The organism is Amorphus orientalis (genome assembly GCF_030814015.1).
GTDB lineage: Bacteria > Pseudomonadota > Alphaproteobacteria > Rhizobiales > Amorphaceae > Amorphus > Amorphus orientalis.
The window spans coordinates 889955-916076 of the sequence record NZ_JAUSUL010000001.1; the positions used below are offsets into that span (position 1 = coordinate 889955).

Here is a 26122-nt window from a genome sequence, read left to right on the forward strand (position 1 = left end):
TCAGTGTTCCCCTGTCTGCTGACCGGCGCTGGCCCGGTCGTTCAGCCGCGCGGGTCCTTCTCGTGAGCGAGATCGGCATGGTCCTGCTCGGTCTGGCGATCGGCTTCATCGCGGCCGCGCCTGTCGGGCCGGTCAACGTGATGATCATGCAGCGCTCGTTCAAGCGCGGCTTTCTCGCGGGCGTGATCACCGGGATCGGGTCGGTTCTCGCCGATGCGGTGTTTGCCTCCGCGGCAGCCTTCGGCATGACGGCGGTCGGCGATTTCTTCGAGCTTCATGCCCGCACAATCCAGATCGTGGGCGGGATCATCCTGATCCTGTTCGGCCTGCGGCTGGTGCTGAGCCATCCCCATTTCAACGTCAGCATCGGCGAACGCTCCCAGGGCGTTTTCTCGGGAATGGCGGCCGCCTTCGCGCTGACCATCACCAATCCCGGGGCGCTGCTCGGCTTCCTCGCGCTGATCGGCTCCCTCGGCGACTGGGCGCCGGAGCACGGAGACTGGGTCGGCGCATCGGAACTGGTGCTCGGCGTGATTGCCGGCGGGTTCCTCTGGTGGGTGATGATCTCGGCGATCGTCGCGCGCCTCAGGGTGCACCTGGACGATCACTGGCTTGAGCGGGTCAACTGGGTCGCGGGAAGCCTGCTGATGGGCTTCGGCGTCGTTATTCTCGTGCGGCTCGGGCTGATCGTGACCGGGCTGATCTGAGCCGGACGGCGGGACGGCACCTGGCTGCCGCTGCCCAGTGCTCCGGTTCAGCCGAGAAGGGTGCGGCTTTTTTCCACAAGTTCCGCAAGCCGGTCGGTGGTGGGGAGGTCGCTCAGCCGGGCCGGATCGATCCACATGGCGCGGCGCGCGTCGTCTCCGGCGGCGAGCGTGCCGGACACGAAGCGTCCGGCGAAGACCGCCAGCACGAAATGAACCTGTAGGACGCCGGCTTCGTCGTGGCGAAGAACATCGAGCACGTCGACGAGCCCGGATATTTCCGCCGTGACGGCGGTTTCCTCATGAAGCTCGCGAAGGGCCGCCGCGCGGGTGGTCTCCCCCGGCTCGACGCTGCCGCCGGGCAGGCTCCAGATACCGTCGAACGGTGGCTTCGCGCGCTCCACGACGAGGACCTGGGGTCCGTTCCAGCAGGCGATGCTGACGCCGACGCGCGGCAGGGGCTGATTCAAGTCGGTGACCTCGGGGAGATTTTGGGGCATGTCGCGGGTGGCAGGGTAGAGGCGTTCCGTCGGTCACGGAACCGGCCAGACGGTCGCCCGGGGACCAGGTTCCACAGTCCGCCCCGCCGCGTCGTCGGGGAGGTGGAATTGCGGAGGACGATGGTCGCGCCATAGGGTCGGACGTCGTCAACACGGAGCGCGGACATGTGCGGTCGATACACTCTGGTTGCACCGCCGGAAGCGGTTCAGGAGCTGTTCGGGGCCGAGGCGGCGCACGCGGCGCCGCCGCGTTACAACATCGCGCCCTCGCAACCGATCCTGATCCTCACGGAAGACGAGCCGGGCCGGCGTCGGCTGGTGCTGGCGCGCTGGGGCCTCATTCCCGGCTGGACCAAGGATCCCTCGACGATGTCGCTCCTGATCAACGCGCGTGGAGAGACTGCGGCCGAAAAACCGTCCTTTCGCGCGGCGATGCGGCACCGGCGCTGCCTGATCCCGGCCACCGGCTTCTATGAATGGCAGAAGCGCAAGGGGACGCGGGCGCAGCCCTATTTCATCCGCCCGAAAGGCGGGGGGATCGTGGCGTTCGCCGGGCTGTGGGAGGACTGGAGCGATCCGCAGGGCGGCGTCATCGACACCGCGGCCATCGTCACGACCGCCGCGAGCCCGTCGCTCAAGCCGATCCACGACCGCATGCCTGCGGTGATCCGGCCGGATGATTTCGCGATGTGGCTCGACACGCGCACGATCAACGCGAAGACGGCCGCCTCGCTGATCGGACCGGCCCCCGACGATGCGTTCGAGGCCGTCCCCGTCAGCACGGCGGTGAACGCCGTGACGAATGACGGTCCGTTCGTTCAGTCCCCGATCGAACCGGAGAGCCCGGCCGCGGCCGAGGCGCCCGAGGAGACGGAAAAGAAGCCGGCTGCCGGACAGATCGATCTCTTCGACTGAGCGGGTCAACGAGCGGGACGGAGCGCGCCTCAGGTCAGGGCGATTGCCGTCACATGGGTCTGGAAGGCGGGCCGTTCGGCAATGGCCGCGTACCAGCGCTCGACGTTCGGCAGGGGCGGCCGGTCCGCCACCAGCTCCAGGAAACGCCGAATGTGAACGGCGGGCGGAATGTCCCCGACGGAAAAGGCGTCGCCCGCCACGAACGCGCTCTCGGCAAGGCGGTCGTCCAGGACGCGCAGCGCTGCGGTCGCCTTCTCGATCCCGGCGGCGATCGCCTGCTCGTTTCGGTCTTCCGGTTTGGTGCGGACAAGGCCCCAGAACACCGGAAACATCGCCGGCGACAGGACGCTGAGCTCCCAGTCCATCCACTGGTCTGCGACCGCCCGCGCCCGAAGATCCGGCGGGTGAATACCCGCCCCGTGCCGTTCGGCCAGATAGCGCACGATGGCGTTCGATTCCCACATGACGAAGCCGTCGTCTTCCTCAAGCGTCGGAATCAGGCCGTTGGGATTGAGCGCAAGGTAGGCCGCTTCGCGGTTGCCGCCGAACGGACCGCCAATATCGATGCGCTCGACGCGCAGTCCGATCTCCCCGGCAGCCCACATCGCCTTCTGGACGTTCGCCGACGTGTTCCGCCCCCAGATTCTCGCCATTCAGTTCGCCCCCAAAATTCACAGACTAGAGAACGCGTCCCGGATTCATGATGCCGTTCGGATCGAAGGACCGCTTCACCCGGCGCATAAGGTCCAGCTCGAGGGGGTCGCGTACGGTGTCCATCAGGTGCCGCTTCAGCCGGCCGATGCCGTGCTCGGCCGAAATGGATCCGTCATGGGCCCGGACGATCTCGTGGACCACCGCGCTCATGTCGTCCCAACGGGCCAGGTACTCTTCCTTGTCGGCACCTTCCGGCTGGCTGATGTTGTAGTGGAGGTTGCCGTCGCCGAGATGGCCGAAGGGAACCGGACGGCAGCCCGGAATGAGCTTCTCCACCGCGGCGTTGGCTTCGTCGAGGAAGGCCGGTATGGCGGCAATGGGCACGGCGATGTCGTGCTTGATGGAGCCGCCCTCGTGCAGCTGCACCTCCGACAACATGTGCCGCAGGTGCCAGAAGTCGGCGGCCTGATCGAGGCTTTCCGCAACCGCCGCGTCGCTGATCAGGCCGGCCTCGAAGGCCTCGCCCAGCGTCTCCTCGATGAGACCGCGGGCCTCGTCGCGACCGTGGCCCGACGCGATTTCCACAAGCACGTACCAGGGGTGAGGCTCGGCCATGGGGTCGCGGGCGCCGTCGACATGGGTGAGCACGAACTCCAGTCCGCGCCGCGCCATCAGCTCGAAGGCGACAACCGAGTTGCCAGCCGCCTTCTTGACCCGGTCGAACAGGGCAACGGCGTCCTCGGGACGGGCCAGGCCGACGATGGCGACCTCGCGGGCGGCCGGCTTGGGAAACAGTTTCAGCACCGCCGCGGTGACGATGCCCAGGGTGCCCTCCGCCCCGATGAACAGGTGTTTCAGGTCGTAGCCCGTGTTGTCTTTGCGCAGGCGCCTGAGCCCGTTCCAGATCTCGCCTGTGGGCAGCACGACCTCCAGGCCGAGGACGAGGTCACGGGTGTTGCCGTAGGCAAGGACCCCTGTGCCGCCGGCATTGGTGGAGATGTTGCCGCCGATCTCGCAGGAGCCTTCGGCGGCGAGCGACAGCGGAAACAGCCGGTCCACCTCGTCGGCGGCCTGCTGGACACGTTCCAGGATCACGCCGGCTTCCACGGTCATGGTGAACCCTTGCGGATCGACCGCGCGGATCGCGTCGAGCCGCGACACCGAGACCACGATCTCGCTTCCGCTCTCGTCCGGCACCTGGGCGCCGACCAACCCCGTGTTGCCGCTCTGGGGAACGACAGAGGTGCCTGATTCGCTCGCCAGCTTCAGAATCTCGGCCACTTCGGCAACACTGCCCGGCCTCAGGACGATCGGCGTCCGGCCGTGATAAAGCCGTCGCCATTCCGTCAGGAAGGGGGCCTGGGTATCCGGGTCGGTGAGCGCGTAGCGATCTCCGACGATGGCGGCAAACCGGCCGATCAGCTCCGGAGAAGGCGGTTTTCTGCTTGTCATGGCCCGGACTTTTGCACGGTGGTCCACCGGCGTCGAGGCGGATAAGAGGTTGGATAGGCCGGGCGGAAGATCCTCTGGCCGCTTGAAGCCCTCAAGGCCGTGTGCCATATCGGTGCGACTTGGGCGACAGGCCTCTCAAACAAGCGGAAATCAAAGGATCTCATGTCAGATACGCGCGGCATCATGGCAGGCAAACGGGGCCTGATTTTGGGTGTCGCGAACAATCGGTCGATGGCTTGGGGCATTGCCAAGGCGGTGCGCGACCACGGCGGAGAGATCGCGCTCACATACCAGGGAGACGCCCTGCGCAAGCGGGTCGAACCGCTCGCCGAGGAACTCGGCGCCTTCGTCGCGGGCCATTGCGATGTGACCGAGCCGGAATCGATCGACGCGGTTTTCGAGAACGTACGCCAAGCCTGGGGCGGTATCGATTTCGTCGTTCATGCCATCGCGTTTTCCGATCGAGACCAGCTGACCGGGCGTTATCTGGACACCCGACCGGACAATTTCGCGCGGACCCTTCAGATCTCCTGCTACTCGCTCACGGCCGTCGCCCAGCGCGCCGAGCCGCTCATGAACGAGGGCGGATCGATCCTCACGCTGACCTATTACGGCGCCGAGAAGGTGATGCCGCACTACAACGTGATGGGCGTCGCAAAGGCCGCGCTGGAGGCGAGCGTGCGCTATCTGGCGGTGGACATGGGCCCGAAGAAGGTGCGCGTGAACGCCCTGTCGGCCGGGCCGATCCGCACCCTGGCCGCGTCCGGCATCGGCGATCTTCGCTATATCCTCAAGTGGAACGAGCTGAACGCCCCGCTGCGGAAGACCGTAACCATCGAAGAGGTCGGCGACGCCGCGCTCTATCTGCTGTCGCCGCTGTCGCGCAGCGTCACCGGCGAGGTTCATCACGTCGACGCGGGCTATCACGTGGTCGGCATGAAGGCCGTCGACGCGCCGGATATCTCCACGGTCAAGGACTGAGCGCCCGTGTCCGCGCCTGACACGGGCCTCGCCGACGGACGGATCCTCATTCACATTCGCCACGGCGAGACCGACTGGAACGCGGAAGCGCGCCTCCAGGGCGAAAGTGACGTTCCGATCAATGCCCGCGGGCGCGACCAGGCGCGCCGCAACGGCGCGCGTCTGGCCGAGGTGCTGCCGCTTCTGGAGCGGACGGCGGACGGCCTGGACTGGCTGGCCTCGCCGCTGTCGCGGGCCCGGGAGACGATGGAGATCGTCCGGTCCGAAATGGGGCTCGATCCGGCCGGATACCGCACCGAAGACAGCGTGCGCGAGCTTGCGTTCGGCAAGTGGCGCGGCCACACGATCAAGGAACTGAAGGCCGTGGACCCCGAGGCGGTCCGTGCCCGGCGCAACGACAAGTGGGGCTTCGTGCCCCCCGGCGGCGAGAGCTATGCGGATCTGACCGTCCGTGTCGGCGCCTGGCTGTCGGGCCTCGAGCGCGACAGCGTCGTCGTCGCTCACGGTGGCGTCTACCGGGTGCTGCATCATCTGATCGTGGGGACGCCGCCGGCAGAGGCGCCGGGGCTCCATGCGCCCCAGGACCGCATCGCCGTGTTCCGGGCGGGGGCCGTCGACCTGTTCTGATCACCCGTGCCGCAGGCCTGCCATGCGGCTTGCGGTTTGACCGCCGGGCCGCAGCTATCTAGATGAAAGCCGCACACACCGCACAGTCGGATCCATGTCCCACAACACTTTCGGCCATCTGTTCCGCCTTACGACCTTCGGGGAAAGCCACGGCCCGGCGATCGGCTGCGTCGTCGACGGCTGCCCGCCCGGCATCGCGATCACCCGCGAGGAGATCCAGACCGCGCTCGACCGGCGCCGTCCGGGTCAGTCGCGCTTCACCACCCAGCGCCGCGAGCCGGACGAGGTGCGTATCCTCTCCGGCGTGATGGAGGACGAGGCGGGTGTGACCCGGACCACCGGCACTCCGATCGCGCTTCTGATCGAAAACGTCGACCAGCGCTCCAAGGACTACGGCGCGATCTCCGACCGCTACCGGCCGGGCCACGCCGACTTCACCTACGACACCAAGTACGGACTGCGCGACCCGCGCGGCGGCGGCCGGTCCTCCGCGCGCGAGACCGCGGCTCGGGTGGCTGCCGGCGCGATCGCGGCCAAGGTGGTGGCCGGCGTCCGGATCCGGGGCGCGCTCGTCCAAATCGGTCCGCACGAGATCGACCGTACCGCCTGGGACTGGGACCAGGTCGGCGAAAATCCATTCTTCTGCCCCGATCCGGGCACGGTGGAGGTCTGGAGCGACTATCTCGACAGCGTTCGCAAGCGGGGCTCGTCGACGGGCGCCGTGGTCGAGGTGGTCGCCGAAGGCGTCCCGCCCGGGTGGGGTGCGCCGATCTACGGAAAGCTCGATCAGGATCTGGCATCGGCCATGATGTCGATCAACGCGGTGAAGGGCGTCGAGATCGGGGCGGGGTTCGCCGCCGCGGTCCTCTCGGGCGAAGAGAACGCCGACGAGATGATCCCGGGCAACGACGGAACCCCGCGGTTCGCTTCCAACCACGCCGGCGGCGTTCTGGGCGGCATATCCACCGGCCAGCCGGTCGTGGTCCGGTTCGCGGTGAAACCGACCTCATCGATCCTCACACCGCGCCGCTCGATCACGCAGTCGGGCGAGGCGGTGGACGTGTCCACCAAAGGCCGTCACGATCCATGCGTTGGCATCCGCGCCGTTCCGGTCGGCGAAGCGATGCTCGCGCTCGTGCTCGCCGATCATGCGCTGCGCCATCGCGGCCAGGTCGGTGCGCCAATCAGCGAGACAGGAGTATCATGACCGAAGAGGCCAGCCGCGTCGCCGACGCGATCCGTGCGTTCGAGCGCGGCGAGATCGTCGTCGTGACCGACGACAACGACCGCGAGAACGAGGGCGACCTGATCGTGGCGGCAAACCACGCCACGCCGGAAAAGCTCGCCTTCATCGTCCGGCACACCAGCGGCATTGTCTGCGCGCCGATGACGCGGGCCGACGCCGAGCGTCTCAACCTCGCGCCGATGGTGTCCGACAACAACGCGCCGCTTTCGACCGCCTTCACGGTGTCCGTCGACGTGCGCCACGGCCTGACCACCGGCATTTCCGCCGAAGAGCGGTGCAATACCGTCCGGGCGCTCGCCAATCCCAATTCCGGCGGCGGCGATTTCGTGCGTCCGGGTCACGTCTTTCCGCTGATCGCCCGGGACGGCGGAGTGCTGATGCGCTCCGGCCATACGGAAGCCGCCGTCGATCTGTGCAAGCTCGCCGGACTGCCGCCGGTCGGCGTGATCTGCGAGCTGGTCAACGACGACGGGACGGTAAAGCGCGGTGACCAGGTGACGGGCTTTGCCGACGAGCACGGTCTGAAGACCGTTTCGGTCGCGGATCTGATCGCGTGGCGGCAGCGCACCGAGCGGCTGGTGGAGCGCGCCGGCGAGGCGATCATCCAGACGCCGATCGGCGAGGCGCAGGCGGTCAGCTATCGCACCCGCTTCGATACCGTCCAGCACCTAGCGCTGATCTTCGGCGACATCCGCGACGGTGAATCGATCCCGGCGCGGCTTCAGCGCGAAGCGCTTCCGGAGGACGTGTTCGGCAAGGATCGCCCGATCGAGCGCATCCTTGAGCGCATCGACGAGGCCAAGCGCGGCGTGGTCGTCTATCTGCGCGACGGCTCGGCGGGCGTGGCGCCGAGTTCGGAGCGGGCGCGCAATGCGCTGGGGCTGGACGAGGAACACGACACCGCCCGCCAGCGCGAGGACGAATGGCGGGAGATCGGCCTCGGTGCCCAGATCCTGCGCGATCTCGGGGTCAGCTCGATCCGGCTCCTGGCGAGCAAGGAACGCCACTATGTGGGGCTCGGCGGGTTCGGGATCTCCATCAATTCGACAGAGATCCTCGATGACAGCGGCGGATGAGGAGAACCTCGACGGGCCGGTCCCGATGCCCAAGGCGTTCGCGGTCGGCTTCGATTCCAATGCCGGGGAAGCACTCGTCTACGGCGGCGCGACGCTGATCGTCATCGGGTCGCTGGTCACCGTGGTGCGCGGGCAGCCGGCGGCGCTGGTCCTCTCCCTGATCGGCCTGTGCAGCACGGTCTATTTCCGGCCGCTGATCGAGGCCAAGCGGCCGCAGCTCGGCGCCAACATGCAGGGCCTCTACGTCGAGCGGATCGGCATCATCGGCTGGTCGGCGATCGCCGAGATCGACGTCTTCGAGACCAGCCTGAGGACGATGAACTTCTCGAAGCTGATCGTTCGGCTCGCCGTTCCGCTCGAAAAGGCGATCGTCGTGCCGGAAACCGTGCCCTGGTGGCGCCGGCTGATGAGCCGGAACTGGTCGCGCAAGGGACCCGACCGGCTGGACATCAAGCTGGATACGCTGTCGGCCGATCCGGCCGTGGTGGTCCGGCGGGTGAAGGCGTTTCACCGGGTGGCCGGTCAGAACACTCGCTGACGATTCGGTCGCGCGTCAGAGAGTGCCGGGAGGCTTTTCTCCACCGGATGCCGGCAAGGGCGTGATCGATCCGATCTTGGCTTTTGCCTTGGCGCGGAACGGGCGGGTCCGCTTGAGGGTCACCGCCATCGACCGGTGGGCCCGCGCCTCGACCCATTCGATCCCGCGATCGATCCGCGGATAGCTGGACCGGACCGCCCGCAGCTTCTGCTTCGCCGCCCGGTTGCTGGCGACCAGCAGGAAGAGCCCGACGGCCAACAGAGGCAGCCCGGTCGGGATCGGCGTCCAAACTGTCAGAAGCCCCAGAATGAGGCAGACATAGGCCAGTGTCTGCAGAGCGATCTTGCGCATGTCGGCACCATGACGACCAGCCGGTCCGTGCAACTTCCGGCTCCGAATACACGCGACAACTACGCCGGATTTATGACTTTTTAGTCACACGCGAAGACTTTCTTCTCAGCACGGTGACCTTCGACAGGAACGCCGTGAAGCTGTCCTCCACCGCAAACCCGGCCTCCTCGAAAGTCTCGTTGAGGTCGGCGACGAGATAGCCGCGATAATAGGGCTCGTGGAAAAGCTGCGGGAAGATCTCCAGCAGACCGTCGAAATCCGGCCGGTCACCGAACTGGAGCGAATCGACGATCACGACCAGGCCCTTCGGCCGGACGGCTCTGGCAAGTTCGCGGGCGACCGTCGTGCGGACCTCCGGCGGCAGCTCGTGGAACAGATAGATGGCGGTCGCGATGTCGATGCCACGGTCGGCGAAGGGAAGCGTCTCGCCGGCGGCCACGACGGCGCCGGTGCGCGGCCGGCTGCCGACGGCATCGCGGGTGTGGGCGGCGTAGGCTTCGGACAGATCGACACCGACGGTCGCAAGCCGCGGAAACGCCTGGTTCACGGTGCGCAGGAACGAGCCGGTGCCGCAGCCGAGGTCGATATAGCCCATCCGGCGCTGGTCCCTGCGGGCGAGCTCGCCGGCAATGGGCACCAGGGCCTGCCGGCGCATGGCCGCGGCCGCGCCGAGAAACAGGGTCTCCACCTGGGTGTCGTAGAGGCGCGCCGAATGCTCGCTCATCCACCCGTCGCTCTGGAAGTGGAAATTCTGGAGATAGTAGTCGGGGCGGGTTGGCTCGGAGGGAAGTTTGCCCACTTCGCCGTAGGAGTGGGTGTGGCGGCGGCGGACCACTTCAGGTAGATCGTCGAAATAGGCCCGGGACCGGCGCAGCGCCCCGGCAATGCCGCCGCGTTCGTCGCGGGGCATCGGATAGAGGCCGGCCTCGACGTTCCTCATGTCCCGCAGAAGCAGGTTTCGAACGTCGGCGAACAGCTCCGCCCGGCTCGGCACCGGCCGCTCGGTGCGCGCCGTCCGTCGCTCCTCCTCCGGAAGCGAGCGGCCGATCCGGTCGACCATGCGGGACGCCAGGATGCTCTGGGTCCCATACCAGCCGACGCGGGCGCCCTGGGACACCACGAACCGGGCCCGCGTGGAAAAGCGTTCGAACGGCGTCAACGCCATAGAGGGACCTCCCGGGCACGTCGCCTGACCGCGCGGATCGCGTGCGGCCTTCGACATATCCCCATCCGTTGCCCGCTATTTGCCGGGCCGCGACAGGGTGGCGACCACTTCGATATGGGGCGCGTAGAGGAACTGGTCCACGGGTGCGACACGGTCGACCACGTAGCCGCCGTCGACCAGGATCCGGAGATCGCGCGCCAGCGTGGCCGGATTGCAGGAGACCGCGGCGACCCGCTTCACGCCGGAAGCGGCGATTTCGGCGGCCTGGGCGGCGGCCCCGGCCCGCGGCGGATCGAAGACCAGGGCGTCGTACCGGGAAAGCTCCTTCGCCGACAGCGGGAAGGCGAACAGGTCGCGGACCTCGCCGCTCACCGGCTTGAGCCCCTCGGTCCGCTTGCCGGCGGCGACGCCGGCCTCGAGGTGGGACGCTTCGGATTCCGCCATGTGGACGGGCATCGTTTCGGCCAGACGAAGCGCGAATGTGCCGACGCCGGCGAACAGGTCGACGCAGCGCTTCCCGCCGGCCAGCGCCTGACCGACCGCCTCGGCAAGGGACGTTTCCGCATCGACGGTCGCCTGCAGGAACCCGCCCGCCGGCAGCGCCACGCGCGCCGTTCCGATCTTGACCATCGGCTCTGTGAGGTTTGCCACCGTCTCGCCGTCGAGGGTGACCCGGGCGATTCCGGCCCGGTCCATGATGCCGGCCAGCTCCGCGATCGCCTGATGTCCCGGCTCGTTGCCGCCGGCGAGCGCGAGGTCGAAGCCGGTGGACGTCTCGGTCACGGTGAGCCGCAGTTCGTCCTTCGGCCTGGCGAACATCGGGACGAGCTGTCGAAGCGTCGGCAGAAGGGCCTGCAGGCCCGGCGTCAGGATCAGGCAGCTTTCGATGTCGGCAAGGTCATGGCTCATGCGGCCGTGATAGCCCAGCCGGACCTGCCGGCCGGCGCTTCTCGCGGCCACAACGGCCCGCCGCCGCGTGCCGGGGCGGGCCGGAACGACAGGGTCGACGGGCACGTCGAGGCCGCGTGCCGCAAGCGCGCCCGCCACCAGGGCCTGCTTCCACGCGAGGTAAGCGGTCTGGTCCATATGCTGGACGGAACAGCCGCCACAGACGCCGAAATGCGGGCAGGGCGGGCTCACCCGGTCCGGCGAAGCCTGGCGAACCGTCTTGACGGTTCCGCGCGCGCCGACCGCCTCGACATCGACGATCTCGCCGGGCAGCGTCAGGGGAACGTAGAGAGGGGGCTCGGACGCGACGACGCCGTCGCCCTGGTGGCCCAGCTCGGCAATGGTGACCGTAAGCGCGCGGGGAGGCGCGGCCGGTTTTGCGCGGCTCTTGCGCCTGGACTGCTGACGGCGCATCAGCGGGGCCTCCGCGCATCCAGGAGATATTCCTGATTGCCGTCGCCACCGGTCAGCGGCGCGGGGATCGGTGATCCGGCGGTCCACCCGGCGTCTTCCAGAAAGGCCTGAAGGCGTTCGAACATGGCCGCGATCGGAGCGTCCTCGCGGACCAGACCGCCCTTGCCGATCCAGTCCCGGCCGACCTCGAACTGCGGCTTGACCAGAGTGACCAGGCGGGCCGACGGCGCCGCCAGCGCCAGGGCCGGCTCCAGTGCCTGGGTCAGCGAAATGAAGCTGAGGTCGGCGACGATTAGGTCGGGAGCCGCCTGAAGATGGGCGGCGCTCAGATCGCGGGCGTTCAGGCCCTCGATCGAGCGAACGCGGGGATCGTCGGCGATGAGGGGCGCGAGTTGCCCGTGGCCGACGTCGATGGCGGTGACGCTGCCGGCGCCCCGCTCCAGCAGGACCTGGGTGAAGCCGCCGGTGGAGGCGCCGAGATCGAGCGCGTTGCGCCCGGTGACGTCTATGGCGAAGGCGTCGAGGGCGGCGACCAGCTTCAGCGCGCTGCGCGAGACATAGCCCCCGGCGGGATCGTCCATTTCAAGGTCTGCGTCGGCAGCGATCCGTTGCGCGGGACGTCGGCATGGACGGCCGTCGACGGTCACGGTTCCACGCAGGATGGCGTCGCGGGCCGCCGCCCGCGAGCGCGCCAGACCGCGCTCGGCGAGGGCCTGGTCGAGGCGCAGGCGTGACGGATCTGAATGGGCCGGATTGTCGGCGAGGGCACGGTCGGTCAAAGGGTGTCCTGGTCAGAAGCAGCCGGCGAGCGAGGCGAGCATATGCTCGACGAACACACCCTCTCCGTAGCTGAGCCACAGCACGGCCGCCAAGGTGAAGAGCGCAACAAGGCTCGCCGATATGCCGATGCGGGCCGGCCAGGTCATTCGTCGTCCGCGCTCCCGGAGCGCCCCGCCCATCGGATCTGCGGCGGAGCTTTTCAGCAGTTTACGTCCGCCGGGCGGGCAGGCACAAGGTCCGGCTCCGGCCCCCGTCGGGCGAAACCGGTCAGAACGATCGAGTCATGGTCACGCTGGTGAAGCAACGGCCGCTGCTTCCCGCCCGGACGGTTCCATCCGAGCGGTAACGGCTTCAGCTGCCGACCAGACGTTCCAGCTTGGCCACCGCGTTCTGCGTCGATTCCTTGTAGTCGATGGTGCCCTTGAAGGTGCCGTCCTCGTCGAACAGCATGACCGATGCCGTGTGGTCCATCGTGTAGCCGCCGTCGTCCAGCTCCACCTTGCGGGCATAGACTCGGTAGTTCCGGATCGCTTCGTCCACCTGCTCCTGGGAACCGGTCAGTCCGACGATGCGCGGGTCGAAGGAGGAGAGGTAGTTCTTCATCTGCTCCGGCGTGTCGCGCTCCGGGTCGACGGTGACGTAGATCATGGTGAGATCGTCCGCCTTGTCGCCCAGGGCATTGAGCCAGCCGCCGGCCTCGTAGAGGGTGGTCGGGCAGACGTCGGGGCAGAAGGTGAAGCCGAAGAACATCGCCCGCGGCTTGTCGTCGAAATCGGCCAGCGTGACCGTCTCTCCGTCCGTGTTGACCAGGGTGAACGGGCCGCCGATGGACGCGACTCCCGCGGGCTTGTCGCCGATCTGGCCGGTGTACCAGCCGAGCGAGGCGACGATCGCGGCTGCGGCGACGATCACGACCAGACCCCAGGCGATGTAGCGAACTGCCTTCATGCTCGGTTATTTGCCTTTGTGCTTGTTTGGCCGAGTGCTTCGGCGTGAGCGGAATTTAGGTGCTCGACAGGGCGCTGAAAACCGATCTGCGGGCGGCGGTGGGTCGCAGGTCCCTGGCGGCGGTGCAGCCTGACTTGAGAAGCTCCGAGGCGTCCACCGGCGAGGGCGTCAGTGTCGTCCCTTGTCCGGTGCGCTACGGCCCGACTGGTTGACCTCGTCGCCGAAGGCGTCGATCGGGTCTTCGTCGGTGGCCGGAACGAGGATGTCGTCGTAGTCGGTCTCCGCGTCCGGAACCGGAAATCCTGCCGTCTCGACGAGGTGATCGAACTCCGACTCCACGGTCTCGGCGGGTTCCGGCGTCTCCATCTGGGGATGGCTTTCGTCGACGGCTTCCGGGGTGATGGCGCCGCCGACGGTGGCGGTGGAGTAGATGTCGAAGTCGGATTTCTCTTCGGTCTTCAAGGCCGCCCTGAGGCTGATGCGCAGGGCGATGAAGGCGGCGAGCAGGAGTTGGATTGCGGCGCAGTAGATGAACAGGCCGCCGGTTCCGGCTATCTGCATGACAACGGCGGCGATCAGCGGCCCGATGATGGAACCGACGCCGTACAGAAGCAGGATGGTCGCCGAGGTCTCGACCATGTCCTCCTGCTGGGTGAGGTCGAAAGCGTGGGCGGCGGCCAGCGAATAGCCGGGAAACGCCATCGCGCCGAATGCGAAGCCGAGCCCGCCGAGCACGTACCAGTTCGGCGACGCGGTCTGGCCGAGAATGACCGCGAAGATCGTTGAGGCCACCATCGCTCCGACCATGACCAGGCGCCGGTCGTAGAAGTCGGACAGCCGGCCCAGCGGATACTGGCCGAGCGCACCGCCGACGAAACAGAGGCTCATGAAGATCGCGCCTTCGTTCGGGGAGAAGCCGCGCGAGGTGACGAAGACGGGACCGAAGCCCCAGATCGCACCCAGGATGAGGCCGCTTCCGGTGGCGCCGACGAAGGCCGCGGGCGTGCTGCGGTAGAGCTGAAAGGGCCGGAAGCGAACGACGGCGATCGGAGCCGGCTGGCCAGAGGTGGTCAGCGCGATCGGCACAGCCGCCAGCGACAGCAGGATCGAGGCGAGCGCGAACTGGGCGAAGTCCTGGATCGGGTAGAGCGTGACGGCCAGCTGGCCGAGCATGATCGTCCCGAAGCTCACCAGCACGTAAGCGGACATCACCTGACCGCGCGTCTTGTTGGTGGCCTTCTCGTTCAGCCAGCTCTCGACGATGATGTAGAGGCAGGCGATGCAGAAGCCGAACAGGAGCCGGAACAGGCTCCAGCTGGTCGGGGCCACCAGTAGCGGAAACGCCAGCGCGGCCGCCGAACCGATCGCGACCATGGCGGCGAAGGCCCGGATGTGGCCGGACCGCAGGATGACGAACGGGCCGAACAGGCAGCCCGCGACGAAACCGATATAGTAGGCCGATCCGAGCATGCCCAGGGACAGGGCCGAGAAGCCTTCGACCTCACCGCGCAGGGGCAGCAGGGTCGACTGAAGGCCGTAACCGGCGAGCATGAAACCGGTACCGATCAGGACGGCGACAACGGGCGTCAGTGCTTGGACCATTGGCCACACCTGAATGACTGGGCAGGACGAATGTTTCGATCTCCCGAAAGACCGCTTACCCTCAGACAAAGGGGCAAGGCAATGCACGAAATATGCAAGCCGCGCCGAACTGGTCCGGGTTGACGGAAAACCTAAATAAGGGTGGTGACGGTCGTAAGGACGGACCGGTGTCGAAGGTGGAAAAACGCATGAGCTGGCAGCCCGCTGACAATCCCGAATGCACCGAGGACGGCGGGTCGCCGATCGAAACGGTGATCGTGCCGCGTGCGCGCGACATCGGCAGCTTCGAGGTGCGCCGCGCCCTGCCGTCGGCAAAGCGGCAAATGGTCGGCCCGTTCATCTTCTTCGACCAGATGGGGCCGGCTGACATGCCGGTCGGCGAGGGGCTCGACGTCCGCCCGCATCCCCATATCGGGCTGGCGACGGTCACCTATCTCTTCGACGGAGAGATCATGCACCGCGACAGCCTCGGCACGGTGCAGGCGATCCGCCCGGGCGAAGTCAACTGGATGACCGCCGGCAAGGGGATCGCCCACTCCGAGCGGTCGCCGGGCGAAGAGCGGCTGAAGGGTCCGCACATGCTCGGCCTGCAGCTGTGGGTCGCGCTGCCGAAGGACGCGGAGGAGACCGATCCCGCGTTTTTCCATCACACCGGCGACGACCTGCCGACGCTGGATGCGGACGGGAAGCGCGTAAGGGTGATGATCGGGTCGCTCTACGGTCTCTCGGCTTCGGTGAAGACCTATTCCGACACGATCTACGCCGATGTGGCGCTCGACGCAGGGGCGCAACTGCCGCTGGATACCGGCGCCGAAGAGCGGGCGATCTACGTGATGTCCGGGGACATCGAGATCGGGGGAGAGCGCTACGAGCCCGGCCGCCTGATCGTGTTCCATCCGCGCCATGCCGCGACGATCCTGGCCCGGACGGCCACCCGTCTGGTCATTGTCGGCGGCGAGAGCATGGACGGACCGCGTCACATCTGGTGGAATTTCGTGTCTTCGTCTAAGGAACGCATCGAAGACGCCAAGGCGGACTGGAAGGCGGGCCGCTTCGCTCCGGTACCGGGCGAGCACGAACTGATCCCGCTGCCCGAGCGCTGAACCGCACGGACCACCGATCCGAGGAGGCAGTCGACGTCTCCGTCAACCGACGGTCGACGGAACGATCCCCGATTTGCCACAATGGCACGATCTTGCTCGCTCGGCTTTCGGGCAACCCGTTCGCATTAAGGGACAGTATGACCGACGCGACCGAACCGACCTCCCGCACCCCGCTCCTGGATCAGGTGCGCGATCCGTCCGATCTCCGTCACTTCGCCGACCACGATCTGCGGCAGCTGGCGGACGAACTGCGGCAGGAGACCATCGACGCCGTCTCGGTCACCGGGGGACATCTCGGCGCGGGTCTGGGTGTCGTCGAGCTCACGGTGGCGCTTCACTACGTGTTCGACACGCCGCGCGACAAGGTGATCTGGGACGTCGGCCATCAGTGCTATCCGCACAAGATCCTGACCGGACGCCGCGACCGGATCCGCACGCTGCGCCAGGGCGGCGGCCTGTCCGGCTTCACCAAGCGGAGCGAATCGGAGTTCGACCCGTTCGGCGCGGCCCACTCCTCGACCTCCATTTCCGCCGGCCTCGGCTTTGCCGTGGCGCGGGATCTCGCCGGCGAGAAGCACAACGTGGTCTCGGTGATCGGCGACGGCGCCATGTCGGCGGGCATGGCCTACGAGGCGATGAACAACGCCGGCGCGATGGACGAGCGTCTGATCGTCATCCTCAACGACAACGACATGTCGATCGCGCCGCCGGTCGGCGCCATGAGCGCCTATCTCGCCCGGCTGACCTCCGGCGACGCCTATGTCTCCATGCGCGAAGCGGTGAAGGGGCTGGTGAGCCACCTGCCGCGCTTCGTGGAACGCGGTGCGGCGCGCGCGGAGGAGTTCGCCCGCGGACTGGCCATGGGCGGCACGCTGTTCGAGGAAATGGGCTTCTATTATGTCGGCCCGATCGACGGTCACAACCTGCAGCATCTTCTGCCGGTGCTCAGGAACGTGCGCGACGCCAAGCGCGGCCCGATCCTGGTTCACGCCATCACCCAGAAGGGCAAGGGCTATGCGCCGGCGGAAGGCTCGTCGGACAAGTATCACGGCGTGTCCAAGTTCGACGTGGTCACCGGCAAGCAGGCCAAGGCCGTGTCGAACGCACCGAGCTACACCAAGGTGTTCGGCCAGAGCCTCATCAACGAAGCGCGCAAGGACGACCGCATCGTTGCCATCACCGCGGCCATGCCGTCCGGTACCGGGATCGACCTGTTCGAGGAGGTGTTTCCGAGCCGCACCTTCGACGTGGGGATCGCCGAGCAGCACGGCGTGACGTTCGCGGCAGGCCTGGCCGCCGCCGGCATGAAACCGTTCGCCGCCATCTATTCGACCTTCCTGCAGCGCGCCTACGACCAGATCGTCCACGACGTAGCCATCCAGGAACTGCCGGTGCGCTTCGCGATCGACCGCGCTGGATATGTCGGCGCCGACGGGTCGACCCATGCCGGCTCCTTCGACGTCGCCTATCTGTCCTGTTTGCCCGGCTTCACCGTGATGGCGGCGGCGGACGAAGCGGAGCTGCGCCACATGGTGGCGACGGCGGCGGCCCACGACAGCGGGCCGATCGCCTTCCGCTATCCCCGCGGCGAAGGTGTCGGGGTCGAGATGCCGGAAGCGGGCGTACCGCTTGCGATCGGCAAGGGGCGCGTCCTGCGCGAAGGCACCACCGTCGCGATCCTCTCGCTGGGGACGCGCCTGTCCTCCGCGCTGAAGGCGGCGGAGGAACTGGAGGCCCAGGGCGTTTCCACGACGGTTGCCGACGCGCGCTTCGCCAAGCCGATCGACACGGACCTGATCGGCCGGCTCGCGCGGGAGCATCAGATCCTGATCACCGTCGAGGAAGGCTCCGTGGGCGGGTTCTCCAGCCAGGTGCTGCACTATCTCGCCGGCGCCGGGCTTCTGGAAAACGGGCTTCGGGTGCGTCCGCTGGTGATGCCGGACGTGTTCGTCGATCAGGACAAGCCGGAGCAGATGTATGCTGCGGCCGGCCTCGACGCCCAGGGTATCGTCCGCACGGTGTTCGAGGCGCTGGGGCGCGATCAGGTCACCGTCGCCAGCGCGCGTCGCGCCTAGCTTCGCACGGAAAACCGGTTCCCACTTTTCCTGGGATTTGCTCTCAGCTCGGGTCGAACGCTTCCGTTGAGGCCGCGGTACCGTCGGCGCGGGCCTGGATCTTCTCCACGCGCAGCTCGGCCCGCTTGAGGAGCGTCTCGCAGTGATTCTTCAGGGCCTCGCCGCGCTCGTAGATCGCGATCGATTCCTCCAGCGGCACTTCGCCCTGTTCCAGCCGCCCGACGATCTTCTCAAGTTCGGCCAGAGCCTGCTCGAAGCTCATGGCGGCGACATCCTCGGGAATCTGTGGGGGCGTGTCGGTCACGCGCGGCCTCTTTTGCGTTCGGTGTATGGATTGGCGCCGGGGACCCCGCTCAGGAATCCATCAGGGCGATGACGTGGGCGGCAGTGGAGCGCGCCAGCCCTTCCAGATCGTAGCCGCCTTCCAGCACCGAGACCACCCGGCTGTTGCAGCACTGATCCGCGATTTCCATCAGCTTGTAAGTGGCCCAGGCGAAATCCGCCTCCACCAGCCTGAGCTCGGCGAGCGGGTCCCGGGCATGGGCGTCGAAGCCGGCGGAGATGATGACCAGATCCGGCTTGAAGTTCTTCATGGCCGGCAGGATGCGGCTGTTCATCGCCTCCTGGAAGGCCTTGCCGTCGGCCCCCGCTGAGAGCGGCGCATTGAAGATGTTGCCGGCACCGGTTTCGCGCAGGGCGCCCGAGCCGGGATAGAGCGGCATCTGGTGGGTCGAGCCGTAGAACACGGTCGGATCGTCCCAGAAGATGTCCTGGGTTCCGTTGCCGTGGTGGACGTCGAAATCCATGATGGCGACCCGCTCAGCGCCGTAGACGGCCTGGGCGTGGCGGGCGGCGATCGCGGCGTTGTTGAAGAAGCAGAAGCCCATCGCCGAGGCCTTCTCGGCGTGGTGGCCTGGCGGGCGCAGCGCGCAGAAGGCGTTGGTGATCTTGCCGCTCATGACCTCGTCGACGGCGGTACAGGCGGCGCCGGCGCCCAAAAGGGCGGCCTCGAAGCTGCCCGGCGACATCGCCGTATCCTCATCGATCCGGGCAAGGCCCGTTTCCGGCACGCTCCGGCGCAGAAGGTCGACGTAGTCGGCAGGGTGGCAGCGCACGATCTGCTCCTCCTCCGCCGGCTTGGCGAGGTCGCGCTCGAGCTGCTGGAACCGCTCGTGTTCCAGGATCCGGTCGATGGCGCGCAGTCGGTCCGCGCGTTCGGGATGCCCCTCGGGCGTTTCGTGCTCGAGGAATTTCGGATGATGCAGGAGGAGGGTGGACACCGGGCACTTCCATTTGTGTGATTGGAAGCGATCTGACGACGCGTCGTCGGGGCTTGTCAATCGGGCCGGTCCGGTTTCCCACGCGGAGCGGCCGCCCGCCTCAGCCGGTCGCGGATCGCTTCGCCCAGCCCGTCCCCGGGGATGGGGGCGACGGCGATGGTTGCCGCGCCGGAGCGGTCGAGACGCCGCAGGGCCGCAAACAGGGCGGCGGCGGCTTCGTTCAGGTCTCCGCGCGGGCTCAGATTGACCACCGCGACGGCCTGCTCGGCACCGGCGGGCAGGTCCGGACCGAACGCGAGCAGCGCCTCGCCCTCGCCGACCTCGGTCGCAGCAAGCCGCACGCGGGCTTCGGGAGCGTAGTGGGACGACAGCAGCCCCGGTGCGGCAGGAGCGCTCTCAGCGCCGACGGGTGGGGCGGCGAGGGGAGCTCCGAGCACGGCTTCGATGTCCCGGCGGGCGAGGCCGCCGGGGCGCAAGAGGCGCGCTTCGGGGCCGGAGAGATCGACGATCGTGGATTCCACCCCGACCGGGCTCGGTCCGCTGTCCAGAACCACGGCCACCTCGCCGCCGAGATCCTCGAGCACGGCTTCGGCAGTGGTGGCGCTGATCCGGCCGGAAAGATTTGCGCTCGGCGCGGCGATGGGACGGCCGAGCTCGCCCGCCAGGGCGCGCATCAGCGGTGCGGCCGGAAGACGAAGCGCGAGCGTCGACAGGCCAGCGCTGGCCGCTTCGCAGACGCGGCAATCCGGCTGGCGCGGAAGCACGAGGGTGAGGGGGCCGGGCCAGAACGCCTCGGCCAGGCGTTCGGCGCGCTGGTCGAAGACGCCCTCCCGGTGGGCTGCGGCAAGGTCGGCCACATGGGCGATGAGCGGATTGATGGACGGCCGGCCCTTGGCGGCGTAGAGCCGCGCGACCGCTTCGGCGCTGGCGGCATCGCAGGCGAGCCCGTAGACGGTTTCGGTCGGCACCGCGACGAGTGCACCTCTGCGCAGCGCGTCCGCGGCGGCGGCGATGGCCTGCGGATCGTCCTCGGGCTGCGTCAGTCGCGCCACCAGAGCTTCGGATCGGGGATCTTTGTCGAAGGCCATTGACGGGTCGCGGCGCCCTTCTAGTGTGTTGCGTGACAGACAAGGTCCGGCGGGACGCGCCCCCGTCGGAGCGCGCCGGACGCGGACCCCAACCGCCCTCCGGCCCCAAGACGGCGCGGGAGGATTGATCTTATGGCCTATCGTGCGCCCGTAGACGAGATCGCCTTTACGCTCAAGACGGTGGCCGGGCTCGACGGGGTTCTTTCCGAAGGGCTGTTTCCCGACCTGTCCGAGGATCTCGTGGACGCGATCCTGGAGGAAGCCGGACGTTTCGCGACCGAGGCGCTGGCACCGCTCAACGCCGAGGGCGACCGCGCAGGCAGCCGGTTTTCCGACGGGCGCGTGGAGACGCCGCGGGGATGGGCGGATGCCTATCGCCAGTGGCTGGACGGCGGCTGGTCGACACTTTCCGGGCCGACGGCGTTCGGCGGACAGGACCTGCCCCAGGCGCTTCAGGCGGCGACCGTCGATCTGTGGAACGAGGCCTGTCCGTCCTTCGCCATCGCGCCCATTCTCAGTTCAGGTGCCATCGAGGCGATCGACGCCCACGCGAGCGATGGCCTGAAACAGCTCTATCTGGAGAACCTCGTCACCGGGAAATGGACCGGCACGATGAACCTGACCGAGCCGCAGGCCGGCTCGGATCTGGCGGCGCTGAGGACGAGGGCGGAACGCGCCGAGGACGGCACCTACAGGATTTTCGGTCAGAAGATCTACATCACCTACGGCGAACACGACCTCACCGACAATATCGTCCATCTGGTGCTGGCCCGGCTGCCCGACGCGCCCGCCGGCACCCGGGGCATTTCGCTGTTCCTGGTGCCGAAATTCCTGGTCAACGAGGACGGTTCTCTTGGCGCCCGCAACGACGTGACCTGCCGGGGCATCGAGCACAAGCTGGGCCTGCACGCCTCGCCGACCTGCACGATGGGCTACGGCGACGACGGCGAGGGGGCGGTCGGGTATCTCATCGGTGAAGAGAATCGCGGCCTTGCCTGCATGTTCACGATGATGAACAACGCCCGTCTCAACGTCGGTCTGCAGGGCGTCGGCGTGGCCGAGCGCGCGCTGCAGGCGGCGGCCGACTACGCCGCCGAGCGGACCCAGGGCCGGTCGCCGGACTATGCCGGCGAAGGTATGAGCCCGATCGTCTACCACCCGGACGTCAAGCGCATGCTCCTGTCGATGCGCGCGCTCACCGGCGCGGCGCGGTCGATCGCCTATGCCTGCGCCGTGGCCATCGACCGCGCCGAACGGATGAGCGGCGAGGATGCCCGCTTCTGGAAGGCGCGTGCCGATCTGCTGACGCCGATCGCCAAGGCGTTCTCGACCGATGTCGGCGTCGAGGTGGCATCGCTCGGTATCCAGGTGCATGGCGGCATGGGCTATGTCGAGGAAACCGGCGCGGCCCAGTATCTGCGGGATGCGCGGATCTTCCCGATCTACGAAGGGACCAACGGCATCCAGGCCATCGACCTGGTGATGCGCAAGCTGCCCATGGGCGACGGGGCGGCGATGGCCTCCTGGATCGCCGACCTCAGGCGCGACGCGGACCGTGTGCGCGGTGCCAACCGGCCGGAGTTCACCGGCATCGGCGACCGGCTGCTGCAGGCGATCGGCCATCTGGAAGACTGCTCCGCCTGGCTCGCGGAGGCTCGCAGCGGCGGGCGCGAGGCGGAAGCCCTTGCCGGCGCGACGCCGTTCCTGACCCTCGCCGGTCTGACCGGCGGCGCCTGCGGGCTGGCGGTCGGAGCGGTGGCTTCGGCCGGGGAGGACGCGGATCGCGATTCCATGACGGCCCGACGCAGGGCGCTCGTTGCGCAGGTCTTCGCGGAGACCCATCTGAGCAGGACGGAGAGCCTGGCGCGGGAGATCATGGGTGGAAGTGCGGCCATCTCGGCCGCGCCGGTGGAGCTTCTCGCGAGCTGAATTCGGCTCGTTTTTCGTCAAGGCTTAGCGCGTGCGATGCAACATGGGGCTTGCGTTGCGCCGTCGGCCGCGTTCTATCTCCGCCTCAATGAAGAAAGCGCACCACGTCGACCGATGGAGGGCAGAGTGAGTGCCACTGCAAAGACGAAGGCGATCACCGTTCCGGATATCGTCGCCCGCAAGTCCGGCGAGAAGCTGGTCTCGCTGACCGCCTACACGACGCCGGTGGCCAAGCTGGCCGACCGCCACTGCGACATCGTCCTCGTGGGCGACAGCGTGGGCATGGTCATGCACGGGCTGAAATCGACCCTCGATGTCACCCTCGAGATGATGATCATGCACGGGCAGGCCGTCCGCCGCGGCATGGAGCGCGCGCTGATGGTGGTCGACCTTCCGTTCGGCTCCTACGAGGAGAGCCCGCAGCAGGCCTTCCGCTCGGCCGCCCGCGTGATGGCCGAAACCGGCTGCGCGGCGGTGAAGCTGGAGGGCGGCACCAGCATGGCGGAGACGATCCGTTTTCTCACCGACCGTGGCATTCCCGTGATGGCCCACATCGGGCTGACGCCGCAGGCGGTGAACCTGTTCGGTGGCTACCGGGTCCAGGGACGCGGCGATCAGGCGCTGCGCGTTCTGGCCGACGCGGAAGCGATCGCCGAGGCCGGCGCCTTCTCGGTCGTCGTGGAGAAGGTGGCCGAACCGCTGGCCCGTACGATCACCGAGCGTCTGTCGATCCCGACGATCGGCATCGGCGCCTCGGCCGCCTGCGACGGGCAGGTGCTTGTGGTCGATGACGTCCTCGGCATGTTCACCGACTTCCAGCCGAAGTTCGTGAAGCGCTATGCCGAACAGGGGGCCGACGCGGATGCGGCGATGGAAGCCTATGCGGCGGACGTGCGCGGCGGCCGCTTCCCCTCGGCCGAACACATCTTCCCGGACAACGGTCCCCGGCTGGCAGGCAGCGGTTCGGCGGCATGAGCGTGACGATCCTGCGCACCGTCGCCGATCTCAGGGTGACGGTGGCGGGTTGGCGCAGGGCAGGGGAAACGGTTGCGGTCGTCCCGACCATGGGCGCGCTCCATGCCGGGCATCTCAGCCTGGTGGAGGCGGCGCAGGCGGCCGCCGACCGCGTCATCGTCACGCTGTTCGTCAATCCGAAGCAGTTCAACAGCCCTGAGGATCTGGCGGCCTATCCCCGCACCGAGGAAACCGATGCCCGCAAGCTCGAGGCCGTCGGCGACGCGGTCCTGTATGCGCCGGATGGCGGGGAAATCTATCCGCCGGGATTCGCCACCACGGTCTCTGTGACCGGCGTGTCGGAAGGGCTGTGCGGCGCCCACCGGCCCGGCCATTTCGACGGCGTAGCGACCGTCGTGGCCAAGCTCCTGCTCCAGACCGGGGCCGACCTTGGCTTCTTCGGCGAGAAGGATTTCCAGCAGCTCCACGTGGTGCGGCGCATGGCGCGGGACCTGGACATTCCGGTCGAGATCGTCGGTGTCCCGATCGTGCGGGAAGATGACGGTCTGGCGCTGTCGTCGCGCAACGTGCGCCTGTCGCCGGGGGACCGGACAATCGCGCCGGCGCTTTATACGGCGTTGTCCGACGCCGCGACGCGGCTGTCGGCGGGGGAGGAGCCCGCGGACGTGCTGGCTCACGCGGCCGAGAGGGTCCGAGAGGCCGGCTATTCCGATGTGGAGTATCTGGAGCTTCGGGCCGAGGACGACCTGGCGCCGCTGGACCGGCCCGACCGTCCGGCCCGCCTGCTGGTGGCCGCCTGGCTCGGCGGGGTCCGGTTGATCGACAACGTCAAGGTCGCCCCGGCGTCGACACGATGAACGCGAGGGCCATCAGCTGAGCGTGACGCCCTTTTCCGGGTGGTCCCGGTAGTGGGCGAGCCGGCTTTCCAGCGAACCCACGTGGAGTTCCAGCTTGTGGCCGTCGGGATCCAGGAAATAGAGCGAGGCGCCTTCGCTGCGGTTGTCCTTCCAGAGCGGCGCATGGGCCGCGATCTTTTCCGCCAGCGCCGCGAAATCCGCCTCTGAAACGCCGAAGGCCGCATGGGTGGTGTCGGATCGCACCGCTTTTGATGCGTCCGCGTCGCGCGTCAGGCACAGCCAGAGATCGCCCGCTTCCAGATAGGCGCCGTCGGCCCAACGGGCGCGCAGGGTCAGCCCGAGCAGATCGCGGTAGAACGCGAGCGCGCGGTCCAGGTCGGTCACGGCGAGGGTCAGATGGTTCAGTCCGGTGATGGCCATGACCCTCTCCGGTCGGTGCGGTGCCGCTCAGATCTGCCGGGCGACGTTCGTGCGGAACTGCTCGATGTGGAAGCGCATGGCCTCCACGGCCGCGTCGGCGTCGTGGGCTGCGATGCCCTCGATGATGCTTGCGTGCTGCTCGCAGACGCGGCGGTCGTGGTCGGCGGCACGCAGGGACACGAACCAGAAGCGCTGGGCGCGATCGTGCAGGTTCGACAGGAAGTCGGCGAGGATGGAATTGCGGCCGGCGGCCGAGATGGTCGCATGGAACTCCCGGTCGAGCTGCATCAGCTCCGCCGTCTCGCGCCGTTCGGCCGCATCGTGCATGCGGTCGAGATTGCGCCGCAGGGCGGCGATGTCGGAGCGGTCTGCGTGCTGGGCGGCGAGCCGCACGCAATAGGTCTCGTTGAGCAGCCGGACGTCGATGATCTCCACCGCCTCGTGCAGGCTCAGCGGCCGCACGATCACGCCCTTGCGCGGAAGGACCTCGACGAGGCCGTCGATCATCAGCCGGTCGAGCGCCTGGTGGACCGGCGTGCGGCCGATGTTCAGCGCGGCGCTGACAGCGGCCTCGCTCAGCACCTCGCCCGGATGCAGCTCGCAGGTAATGATCTGCTGCTTGAGCGTCTCGTACGCGATGTCGCGCAGCGACTTGCGCCGCTCGTGGCCCTTGTGCGCGGGACCCGTGCCGCCGCGCTCGACGGCATTCTCGACACCCATATCCTGCATTCCGCTCCCTCCCGGACGCATGCGAGCTACACGCTCAGCCGAGGTCAGGCAACGCCTTGATATCGTAGGCGCACGAGATGCCCCGGTTCAGGACCGGATCCCAGATCTCGCACTCGAATCTCTCCGCCGGCCGCACACCGCCGATTGCCGGCAACGTTCCGCCGAACATCGCGGTTCCGGGCGCAAGCCGTCCACCGTCGTAGCGCTCCAGCAGCGCATCGGGCGAGAGCATCCCCGCGATCGGACCTTCCTGGTAGAGCACCCGCGCGCCGTCGATCACGGCATGACTGCGCACCATCAGCTCGTCCCAGTGGTCCTTCACCTCTGTATAGGGCCAGACGGAGACGCCGACCGGCTTGTCGCACATCTGCTTGGAGAGGCTGACGCCCACCGCTTCCGCCTTGCGGTCGGTGTGATCGGACCCGACGCCGACATAGAGCGCGTCGCCCGCCGCAATCAGCACGAACTCCGCTTCGCCGCTCGAATCGCCGCCAAGGACCTCGATCGCGCCGTCCGTGGTCAGCCGGCTGGTCGAGACCCGGTAGAACATCGGCGTCTGCGGCGGCCGCTTCACGCCCAGCGCCTCCAGCTCCGCGATATGGTGCTCCATGGCCTCCTTGTTGCGCCCGGTCCAGCCGGCAATCACCAGATCGGAGATCGCGACCGTCTCCTCCCGGCTGCCGGACAGGCTGTCGATGCGGAGGCTGAGCTCAGTCATATCGCGGCTTTCCCTCTTGTTCGCCGTGGGCGCGCCCGCGGCTGTCA

The 26122-nt window shown here is 67.9% G+C and carries 28 protein-coding genes; 12 read left to right on the top strand and 16 right to left on the bottom strand.

Translation table 11 applies throughout. The features are described from left to right. The first annotated feature begins 62 nt into the window (after positions 1-62). Entirely contained in the window at positions 63-707 is a 645-nt protein-coding gene (locus J2S73_RS03965; RefSeq protein ID WP_306884119.1) for a LysE family translocator, read from the top strand. A gap of 47 nt (positions 708-754) precedes the next feature. Here J2S73_RS03965 and J2S73_RS03970 read toward each other — a convergent pair whose 3' ends face one another. Then, the gene (locus J2S73_RS03970; RefSeq protein ID WP_306884120.1) at positions 755-1174 is read right to left on the bottom strand and encodes an NUDIX hydrolase; all 420 of its coding nucleotides are present in this window, start codon (positions 1172-1174) and stop codon (positions 755-757) included. A 195-nt stretch (positions 1175-1369) separates the two neighbouring features. Here J2S73_RS03970 and J2S73_RS03975 point away from each other — a divergent pair, with 195 nt between their 5' ends. Continuing rightward, entirely contained in the window at positions 1370-2119 is a 750-nt protein-coding gene (locus J2S73_RS03975) for an SOS response-associated peptidase (RefSeq protein ID WP_306884121.1), read from the top strand. 29 nt (positions 2120-2148) lie between these two features. Here J2S73_RS03975 and J2S73_RS03980 read toward each other — a convergent pair whose 3' ends face one another. Together J2S73_RS03980 and J2S73_RS03985 are read right to left on the bottom strand one after the other, a co-directional pair. Then, entirely contained in the window at positions 2149-2772 is a 624-nt protein-coding gene (locus J2S73_RS03980) for a glutathione S-transferase family protein (RefSeq protein WP_306884122.1), read from the bottom strand. 25 nt (positions 2773-2797) lie between these two features. Then, the gene (locus J2S73_RS03985) at positions 2798-4225 is read right to left on the bottom strand and encodes an FAD-binding oxidoreductase (protein ID WP_306884123.1); all 1428 of its coding nucleotides are present in this window, start codon (positions 4223-4225) and stop codon (positions 2798-2800) included. A gap of 162 nt (positions 4226-4387) precedes the next feature. On the opposite strand from J2S73_RS03985, the gene fabI reads away from it, so the two are divergent. The 5 genes from fabI to J2S73_RS04010 all read left to right on the top strand — a co-directional run bounded on the left by fabI (position 4388) and on the right by J2S73_RS04010 (position 8693). Next, positions 4388-5206, top strand: a complete 819-nt coding sequence (gene fabI / locus J2S73_RS03990) for an enoyl-ACP reductase FabI (RefSeq protein ID WP_306884124.1) — start codon at positions 4388-4390, stop codon at positions 5204-5206. Between the two features lie 6 nt (positions 5207-5212). Then, positions 5213-5833 (top strand): histidine phosphatase family protein, encoded by a 621-nt coding sequence (locus J2S73_RS03995; protein WP_306884125.1) that lies wholly within the window; start codon positions 5213-5215, stop codon positions 5831-5833. A gap of 94 nt (positions 5834-5927) precedes the next feature. Then, positions 5928-7040, top strand: coding sequence for a chorismate synthase (gene aroC, locus J2S73_RS04000; protein ID WP_306884126.1), 1113 nt, complete (start codon positions 5928-5930; stop codon positions 7038-7040). After that, positions 7037-8155: a 3,4-dihydroxy-2-butanone-4-phosphate synthase gene (gene ribB, locus J2S73_RS04005; protein WP_306884127.1), complete on the top strand. Its 1119-nt coding sequence runs from the start codon at positions 7037-7039 to the stop codon at positions 8153-8155. The genes aroC and ribB overlap by 4 nt, the downstream gene beginning before the upstream one ends. Next, positions 8139-8693 carry a hypothetical protein gene (locus J2S73_RS04010; protein ID WP_306884128.1) on the top strand — a complete coding sequence of 185 codons (555 nt, stop codon included), beginning with the start codon at positions 8139-8141 and terminating at the stop codon, positions 8691-8693. The genes ribB and J2S73_RS04010 overlap by 17 nt, the downstream gene beginning before the upstream one ends. A 15-nt stretch (positions 8694-8708) precedes the next feature. On the opposite strand, the gene J2S73_RS04015 is transcribed toward J2S73_RS04010, so the two are convergent. The 7 genes from J2S73_RS04015 to J2S73_RS04045 all read right to left on the bottom strand — a co-directional run bounded on the left by J2S73_RS04015 (position 8709) and on the right by J2S73_RS04045 (position 14901). Next, complete coding sequence (locus J2S73_RS04015) at positions 8709-9044, bottom strand: hypothetical protein (RefSeq protein ID WP_306884129.1); 336 nt, start codon at positions 9042-9044, stop codon at positions 8709-8711. 70 nt (positions 9045-9114) lie between these two features. After that, on the bottom strand, positions 9115-10209 hold the full coding sequence (locus J2S73_RS04020) for a class I SAM-dependent methyltransferase (protein WP_306884130.1): 1095 nt from the start codon (positions 10207-10209) through the stop codon (positions 9115-9117). Positions 10210-10284: 75 nt separating this feature from the next. Then, positions 10285-11571, bottom strand: coding sequence for a class I SAM-dependent RNA methyltransferase (locus J2S73_RS04025; protein ID WP_306884131.1), 1287 nt, complete (start codon positions 11569-11571; stop codon positions 10285-10287). Beyond that, a complete protein-coding gene (locus J2S73_RS04030; protein ID WP_306884132.1) occupies positions 11571-12350 on the bottom strand; it encodes a TlyA family RNA methyltransferase in 780 nt (259 codons plus the stop codon). The genes J2S73_RS04025 and J2S73_RS04030 overlap by 1 nt, the downstream gene beginning before the upstream one ends. Positions 12351-12362: 12 nt before the next feature. Continuing rightward, on the bottom strand, positions 12363-12497 hold the full coding sequence (locus J2S73_RS04035) for a hypothetical protein (protein ID WP_306884134.1): 135 nt from the start codon (positions 12495-12497) through the stop codon (positions 12363-12365). A gap of 205 nt (positions 12498-12702) precedes the next feature. After that, positions 12703-13299 (bottom strand): SCO family protein, encoded by a 597-nt coding sequence (locus J2S73_RS04040; protein ID WP_306884135.1) that lies wholly within the window; start codon positions 13297-13299, stop codon positions 12703-12705. 168 nt (positions 13300-13467) lie between these two features. Then, the gene (locus J2S73_RS04045; RefSeq protein ID WP_306884136.1) at positions 13468-14901 is read right to left on the bottom strand and encodes an MFS transporter; all 1434 of its coding nucleotides are present in this window, start codon (positions 14899-14901) and stop codon (positions 13468-13470) included. Between the two features lie 188 nt (positions 14902-15089). Between J2S73_RS04045 and J2S73_RS04050 the strand changes: the two genes are divergently transcribed. Both J2S73_RS04050 and dxs read left to right on the top strand, forming a co-directional pair. After that, a complete protein-coding gene (locus J2S73_RS04050; protein WP_306884137.1) occupies positions 15090-16004 on the top strand; it encodes a pirin family protein in 915 nt (304 codons plus the stop codon). A 137-nt stretch (positions 16005-16141) separates the two neighbouring features. Next, a complete protein-coding gene (gene dxs, locus J2S73_RS04055) occupies positions 16142-18079 on the top strand; it encodes a 1-deoxy-D-xylulose-5-phosphate synthase (protein WP_306884138.1) in 1938 nt (645 codons plus the stop codon). A gap of 43 nt (positions 18080-18122) precedes the next feature. Here the strand turns inward: dxs and J2S73_RS04060 are convergent, their stop codons facing one another. From J2S73_RS04060 to J2S73_RS04070, 3 genes are read right to left on the bottom strand one after another with little or no spacing between them, the layout of a single operon-like run. Continuing rightward, positions 18123-18383, bottom strand: coding sequence for an exodeoxyribonuclease VII small subunit (locus tag J2S73_RS04060; protein WP_306884139.1), 261 nt, complete (start codon positions 18381-18383; stop codon positions 18123-18125). A gap of 49 nt (positions 18384-18432) precedes the next feature. After that, positions 18433-19359: a histone deacetylase family protein gene (locus J2S73_RS04065; protein WP_306884140.1), complete on the bottom strand. Its 927-nt coding sequence runs from the start codon at positions 19357-19359 to the stop codon at positions 18433-18435. A 56-nt stretch (positions 19360-19415) separates the two neighbouring features. After that, positions 19416-20447: an L-threonylcarbamoyladenylate synthase gene (locus J2S73_RS04070; RefSeq protein ID WP_306884141.1), complete on the bottom strand. Its 1032-nt coding sequence runs from the start codon at positions 20445-20447 to the stop codon at positions 19416-19418. A 132-nt stretch (positions 20448-20579) separates the two neighbouring features. Here J2S73_RS04070 and J2S73_RS04075 point away from each other — a divergent pair, with 132 nt between their 5' ends. The 3 genes from J2S73_RS04075 (at position 20580) to panC (ending at position 24208) form a co-directional block, all read left to right on the top strand. After that, a complete protein-coding gene (locus tag J2S73_RS04075; protein WP_306884142.1) occupies positions 20580-22376 on the top strand; it encodes an acyl-CoA dehydrogenase family protein in 1797 nt (598 codons plus the stop codon). 126 nt (positions 22377-22502) lie between these two features. Further along, on the top strand, positions 22503-23351 hold the full coding sequence (gene panB / locus J2S73_RS04080; RefSeq protein ID WP_306884143.1) for a 3-methyl-2-oxobutanoate hydroxymethyltransferase: 849 nt from the start codon (positions 22503-22505) through the stop codon (positions 23349-23351). After that, complete coding sequence (gene panC, locus J2S73_RS04085) at positions 23348-24208, top strand: pantoate--beta-alanine ligase (protein WP_306884144.1); 861 nt, start codon at positions 23348-23350, stop codon at positions 24206-24208. Before panB ends, panC begins: the two co-directional genes overlap by 4 nt. Positions 24209-24220: 12 nt before the next feature. Here the strand turns inward: panC and J2S73_RS04090 are convergent, their stop codons facing one another. From J2S73_RS04090 to J2S73_RS04100, 3 genes are read right to left on the bottom strand one after another with little or no spacing between them, the layout of a single operon-like run. Then, positions 24221-24628, bottom strand: a complete 408-nt coding sequence (locus tag J2S73_RS04090; protein ID WP_306884145.1) for a VOC family protein — start codon at positions 24626-24628, stop codon at positions 24221-24223. 27 nt (positions 24629-24655) lie between these two features. After that, on the bottom strand, positions 24656-25357 hold the full coding sequence (locus J2S73_RS04095) for a GntR family transcriptional regulator (RefSeq protein ID WP_306884146.1): 702 nt from the start codon (positions 25355-25357) through the stop codon (positions 24656-24658). A gap of 34 nt (positions 25358-25391) precedes the next feature. Beyond that, positions 25392-26075: a DUF2848 domain-containing protein gene (locus J2S73_RS04100; protein WP_306884147.1), complete on the bottom strand. Its 684-nt coding sequence runs from the start codon at positions 26073-26075 to the stop codon at positions 25392-25394. Positions 26076-26122 lie beyond the last annotated feature (47 nt).

What these genes read in the sequence shown, in the direction of transcription:
- J2S73_RS04020 (WP_306884130.1), bottom strand. Translation starts at nt 10,209, where the DNA reads ATGGCGTTGACGCCGTTCGAACGCTTTTCCACGCGGGCCCGGTTCGTG.
- J2S73_RS04100 (WP_306884147.1), bottom strand. Translation starts at nt 26,075, where the DNA reads ATGACTGAGCTCAGCCTCCGCATCGACAGCCTGTCCGGCAGCCGGGAG.
- J2S73_RS04090 (WP_306884145.1), bottom strand. Translation starts at nt 24,628, where the DNA reads ATGGCCATCACCGGACTGAACCATCTGACCCTCGCCGTGACCGACCTG.
- J2S73_RS04050 (WP_306884137.1), top strand. Translation starts at nt 15,090, where the DNA reads ATGAGCTGGCAGCCCGCTGACAATCCCGAATGCACCGAGGACGGCGGG.
- fabI (WP_306884124.1), top strand. Translation starts at nt 4,388, where the DNA reads ATGTCAGATACGCGCGGCATCATGGCAGGCAAACGGGGCCTGATTTTG.
- J2S73_RS04040 (WP_306884135.1), bottom strand. Translation starts at nt 13,299, where the DNA reads ATGAAGGCAGTTCGCTACATCGCCTGGGGTCTGGTCGTGATCGTCGCC.
- J2S73_RS04015 (WP_306884129.1), bottom strand. Translation starts at nt 9,044, where the DNA reads ATGCGCAAGATCGCTCTGCAGACACTGGCCTATGTCTGCCTCATTCTG.
- J2S73_RS04045 (WP_306884136.1), bottom strand. Translation starts at nt 14,901, where the DNA reads ATGGTCCAAGCACTGACGCCCGTTGTCGCCGTCCTGATCGGTACCGGT.
- ribB (WP_306884127.1), top strand. Translation starts at nt 7,037, where the DNA reads ATGACCGAAGAGGCCAGCCGCGTCGCCGACGCGATCCGTGCGTTCGAG.
- J2S73_RS04025 (WP_306884131.1), bottom strand. Translation starts at nt 11,571, where the DNA reads ATGCGCCGTCAGCAGTCCAGGCGCAAGAGCCGCGCAAAACCGGCCGCG.
- J2S73_RS04070 (WP_306884141.1), bottom strand. Translation starts at nt 20,447, where the DNA reads ATGGCCTTCGACAAAGATCCCCGATCCGAAGCTCTGGTGGCGCGACTG.
- aroC (WP_306884126.1), top strand. Translation starts at nt 5,928, where the DNA reads ATGTCCCACAACACTTTCGGCCATCTGTTCCGCCTTACGACCTTCGGG.
- dxs (WP_306884138.1), top strand. Translation starts at nt 16,142, where the DNA reads ATGACCGACGCGACCGAACCGACCTCCCGCACCCCGCTCCTGGATCAG.
- J2S73_RS04095 (WP_306884146.1), bottom strand. Translation starts at nt 25,357, where the DNA reads ATGCAGGATATGGGTGTCGAGAATGCCGTCGAGCGCGGCGGCACGGGT.
- J2S73_RS03985 (WP_306884123.1), bottom strand. Translation starts at nt 4,225, where the DNA reads ATGACAAGCAGAAAACCGCCTTCTCCGGAGCTGATCGGCCGGTTTGCC.
- J2S73_RS04010 (WP_306884128.1), top strand. Translation starts at nt 8,139, where the DNA reads ATGACAGCGGCGGATGAGGAGAACCTCGACGGGCCGGTCCCGATGCCC.
- J2S73_RS04035 (WP_306884134.1), bottom strand. Translation starts at nt 12,497, where the DNA reads ATGACCTGGCCGGCCCGCATCGGCATATCGGCGAGCCTTGTTGCGCTC.
- J2S73_RS04075 (WP_306884142.1), top strand. Translation starts at nt 20,580, where the DNA reads ATGGCCTATCGTGCGCCCGTAGACGAGATCGCCTTTACGCTCAAGACG.
- J2S73_RS03975 (WP_306884121.1), top strand. Translation starts at nt 1,370, where the DNA reads ATGTGCGGTCGATACACTCTGGTTGCACCGCCGGAAGCGGTTCAGGAG.
- panC (WP_306884144.1), top strand. Translation starts at nt 23,348, where the DNA reads ATGAGCGTGACGATCCTGCGCACCGTCGCCGATCTCAGGGTGACGGTG.
- J2S73_RS03980 (WP_306884122.1), bottom strand. Translation starts at nt 2,772, where the DNA reads ATGGCGAGAATCTGGGGGCGGAACACGTCGGCGAACGTCCAGAAGGCG.